This window comes from Fulvivirga aurantia (assembly GCF_009711475.1).
Lineage (GTDB): Bacteria > Bacteroidota > Bacteroidia > Cytophagales > Cyclobacteriaceae > Fulvivirga > Fulvivirga aurantia.
The window spans coordinates 1-4,595 of the sequence record NZ_SMMD01000611.1 but is presented as its reverse complement, the minus strand read 5'-3'; the positions used below and the strand labels follow the sequence as shown (position 1 = coordinate 4,595).

Genomic DNA, 4,595 nt, shown 5'->3' with positions numbered 1-4,595 from the left:
GTCTTCAGCAAAACATTAAGCGCTAAGTCTTCACTCTCTCTCATTATTGTATAAAAACCAGCCGATGAGTAAGAAGCATTTAAAGAACAAAAAGACATTTTTTGGTCGCCCTGTATGGCGAAATAGCATTAAGACAATTAGGGTAGAACCTCTGCGATATTATAGTCCTGAAAACCTGGAGCAGGTTATGGAGGCTGTTCAAGAAGGTATAGATAAGGGGCTTACTGTAAGGGCCGTAGGCTCAGGTCACTCCTTTTCACCTGCACCCAAAGCTGAAGGAATTTTAATCGAAACAGACCATCTCGAAAAAATAGAGCCTTATAAGTTTACAAGTGAAGAAGGTTTTTTCGAAGTCGAGGGTGGGATTAAGCTAGAGCACCTCAACGAGTCACTTGATAAGCTGGGGTATTGCATTCCAACCATGGGTGGCATCGATCATCAGAGTGTAGCAGGAGCAATTTCTACTGGTACTCATGGTAGCTCAATGGAGTTTGGAGCTATGGCCAATATGGTTCACTCAATTGTATTGGTGACTCAGGATCTGGAAGATCATAATAAAGCCAAGGTATATCGAATAGAGCGAAGTGAAGGTTCTCACCTTACCAAAGACGCTACTTATGATGGGCCAGAATTGCTGCTAGATGATGATTTTTTTAATACAGCATTGGTGTGCTTTGGCTCGATGGGTATAATTTATTCCTATGTGCTCAAGGTTGAGAAAATGTACAAACTACTTGAGCGAAAAGAAGTATGCCACTGGGCTAAAGCCAAAGAAGGCTTGCGTGATGGATCGCTTTTAGAAAATCACAGAAGTATTTTTGTGCAGATAAATCCATATAAATACAAAGACACAAACCTGGCCCTGATTGTGTATCATGATTTGTATTCGAAAGATGATACAAGCGAGGCAGTACAGCAGGTAAAACATAAATTATGGGATAGAATTAAAAGGATGACTCGTTCATTTCAATTTGAGTTGGCTAGCATTGTGCCTTACTTTTTATGGTTTGTCATATGGCGAATAAATAAGTGGCCGGGATATATTCCAAAGTTTATACACAATGCAGTGAAGTCTCAAAAAGATGACGAATACATCAACAAAGGCTATAAGGTTATGTACCAGGGCCTGGATTATATCAAAGAAAGGGCTTACGACTGTGAGATTGCCATCCCGCTTGACAAAGAAGGTAAATACTTAGAAAAGATAGAGCTTTTGATGGCGTATCTGGAAGAGTTGCATAAAGAATATAAAATTCATATTACATCACCCATTGGTTTGAGGTTTGTGAAGGCATCAGAGATATTTCTAACTCCTGAAAACCGCCAGGACGTTTGCTATATTGACACGCCAATACTCAAACATATATATGGACGTAACACTCTTATTAGTCAGCTGCTTGTGTTTTTAGTCGCTCAGGGTGGGCGTCCACATTGGGGTAAGATCAACCATGCTATTGACGAAACATTTACGCGTAACTCATATCAGGATTTTGATCGTTTTCTCACTGTAGTGAAAAAGTTTAACCCGATTGGGGTATTCAGCAATAGTTTTACAAAAAGGGTGATTGGTTATTAAATTATGAATGCAAAAGAAATTACACACCAATGGTTTGACTCTTGGAACACTGGCACACTAGAAAATTTACCCCTTACAGAAAATTTTGAACATCACAGTCCGTACGGAATAATACGAGGCAAAGAGGAGTATCTCAAATTAGTAAACGCCAATCGAGATAAGTTTTTAGGAAATAAAATAGAAATCATCGATGAACTGTACAGTGAGGATAAAGCCGCTGTGCGTTACATAGTGTCAAAAGATGATTTCTCTATGGCGGTGAGTGAGTGGTTATATATAAAAAATGGACTCATCGATACGATACATGCCTATTACAACATAGAAGGTGAAATAAGCGAAGAGAGAAAGCTCAAAGACTTGTAGCAACTAAAAACCCGGGACTCGCCCGGGTTAGTTTTATGGTGTTGGTGAATTTCCGACTCACTTAAACTCAATATATAGGCTTAGTATATATTTTCAAAAGCTTTTCTAATTTTCTAACTGCTTGGAGAGTAACCACGAGAATACGTCATGTCCTTCTGAGCCATCGTATGTGCGTCCCCATGAAAAGTGTCCGACCCCTTCATAAATGGTCATTTTAATCTCTTTAGTATTCGTACAATTGTTCTGCAAATAACTGATAGGTACAGTCGTACCTTCTACAGGTACAGTTTCATCGCTATCCCCATGAAACGCCCAAATAGGGACCTGACCAAGGGCACAGCCGTTTGCATCAAGCGCTAAGTCCAGCTCACCTGCAATAGGCACAACAGCTGCTATTTGAGGCTCTTCATTCAGGTAGTAAGTGAGGTAATTACTGATGCCAACACCTCCACAGCTATTTCCTGTAAAGTAAATCCTACTTGAGTCTACCCTGTACTCTTCAAGAGCCCACAGTAAGAACTGTCGAAGAGGATCAGCTTCATGACACTCTAGTGCAGCGCTTACATGCTGAGGAGATAGCACTATAAAACTATCACCCGCTTCCTCACTTACTGGCCATTCATCACTACTTATATGTTTTGGTGGCCCGTGTCGCAAAATATTGTCTAGTACATTAGCTTCATTATCATCTTTATCACGCTCCCCGGCACCGTGTAAGTAGATCATAAGCGGATATTTAGTCTCTCCATTATACCCCTCAGGTAAATACTCCCAAAAGGCGTACGTATCATTATATTCGCCTTTTTTATATTTCGCTAATCTTTTGCTCGAGGGTCCTTCAGGTAAACCTATATCTTCATCGTTTGTGACGTAGCCCTTAGGTTGTGAGCAGGCCTGTTTAGTTGTGGTTGGGTCTCCTAATCCGTCACCATCACGATCTTTGTAGTAAGTTATAGGGTTAGGGCAGTCAGGCTGGTTATCATTGGTGTCTTCATCATTTAATACATAACCTTCAACCATCTCTTCGCATGTGCGTAAAGAAGATTCCGGATTGCCTTTTCCGTCACGGTCATTATCTTCATACCAGGTCACCTCAATGCAGTCGGACTCTTTTTCCTCCGAACAACAGGTGAGACCCGTTAGCGATAGCAAAAGAAAGTAAATATAATATTGTGGCATATGGTCGAATCTTTTATCAACACACTAATGCAAAAAGCGTGTAATTGTTTATTTATGGTTTTTAAAACCACGTTTTGCATCGATAACCTGCAGCTTAAAAGGGTAAATGGTTATCATTAAATCTGAGCAGACGAGCAAGATGTGGCTGTAAGTCAACATTGAGAGGGTATATTTTGCTACATTCGTTAGTTCATAATTACTTATATGAGTTTGTTACAAATTAAGGGTGTAAGTAAGACCTTCGATGGCGAGCGTTTAGCTCTAAAAGAAATTCAATTAGAGGTTGAGAAGCTTAAACGTGTAGGCATAGTTGGCGGTACTGGTTCAGGAAAATCGACTTTACTGAAGATCATCGCAGGTCTTGAGCAAGCTTCAAGTGGAGAGCTTTATTACAAGAAAGAAAAAATTCCGGGTCCAAATGATCAGTTAGTAGCTGGTCATAAAAAAATCAAATACCTATCTCAGTATTTTGAGTTACCCAAATTTATAACGGTCGAAGACTTCATTTATAGCCCGTATCGCATTTCTGAAGATGACGTGGAAAAGCTTTATAAAGCATGTCATATCAAACACCTGATTGATCAAGATACCAGGGAGCTTTCTGGAGGGGAAAGGCAACGCGTTTCGCTAGCTAAGTTACTTGTTGAAGATCCGGAAGTTTTATTGCTCGATGAACCGTTTTCTAACCTGGATATGAACCATCAGGCGACAATCAAAAATGTGATAGAAAATGTTGAGCGCGATTTAGGCACCACTATTATCATGGTTTCACATGATCCGTCAGACGTTCTGGCCTGGGCCGATCAAATACTGGTGATGTATGAGGGGGAAATTATACAAACAAGCGCTCCTTATGATGTATATAATTACCCGATTAATGAATATGTAGCCGGTCTTTTTGGTACTTATAACCTTATAGATAAGGCGTCATGGAAATTGCAAAATAAAAAGTTAACTCAAGTTAATGAAAAAGTAATTGTACGTCCTGAGATGTTTAAGCTGCATTTTAATGGTGAATCTATGAAGAAAGGCAAAGTGACTAAAGTTAACTACTATGGAAGTCATGAAGAGCTTGAGGTCAAAATTGGTGATCAATCAATCAAGGTAAGGAGTGGGGTTGGCGAGTATGCGGTGGGAGATGAGGTGAGTTTAGAGGTTTAAAATTAAATGAAACCAAATATACCCAATGTTGGGTATTGTCTCGAGAGCTAATTGGTGATAGGTTTGTATATGGTACGAAGATTCATGGAATGCGTACACGAAGAATTTCCATAATTGATGAGGCTATATTTAAAAAATTAAAGAGCCTATTTCAATCTTACCCGAATATGAAAGGTGAGATAATGGATTATCTTGACCAATTCATAAACGCTGTCCCATACCACTTGCATAGTAAAAAGCGTCATTTGATTACCAATCTGGTAATTTTCAGTCTCATTTCTATATTCGTTGCTTTTTTGAGCTGGTTTCTTTTTAG

Annotated in this window: 4 protein-coding genes; 3 read left to right on the top strand and 1 reads right to left on the bottom strand. The window is 39.5% G+C overall.

The genetic code is table 11. From position 1 onward, the window contains the following. Positions 1-64: 64 nt before the first annotated feature. Positions 65-1,576, top strand: a complete 1,512-nt coding sequence (locus E1176_RS05690) for a D-arabinono-1,4-lactone oxidase (protein WP_155209600.1) — start codon at positions 65-67, stop codon at positions 1,574-1,576. A 3-nt stretch (positions 1,577-1,579) separates the two neighbouring features. Further along, positions 1,580-1,939, top strand: coding sequence for a nuclear transport factor 2 family protein (locus tag E1176_RS05685; RefSeq protein ID WP_155209599.1), 360 nt, complete (start codon positions 1,580-1,582; stop codon positions 1,937-1,939). A gap of 105 nt (positions 1,940-2,044) precedes the next feature. Here E1176_RS05685 and E1176_RS05680 read toward each other — a convergent pair whose 3' ends face one another. After that, entirely contained in the window at positions 2,045-3,118 is a 1,074-nt protein-coding gene (locus E1176_RS05680) for a carboxylesterase family protein (protein ID WP_155209598.1), read from the bottom strand. Between the two features lie 204 nt (positions 3,119-3,322). Between E1176_RS05680 and E1176_RS05675 the strand changes: the two genes are divergently transcribed. After that, positions 3,323-4,279, top strand: coding sequence for an ABC transporter ATP-binding protein (locus tag E1176_RS05675; RefSeq protein ID WP_155209597.1), 957 nt, complete (start codon positions 3,323-3,325; stop codon positions 4,277-4,279). Positions 4,280-4,595: the final 316 nt, after the last annotated feature.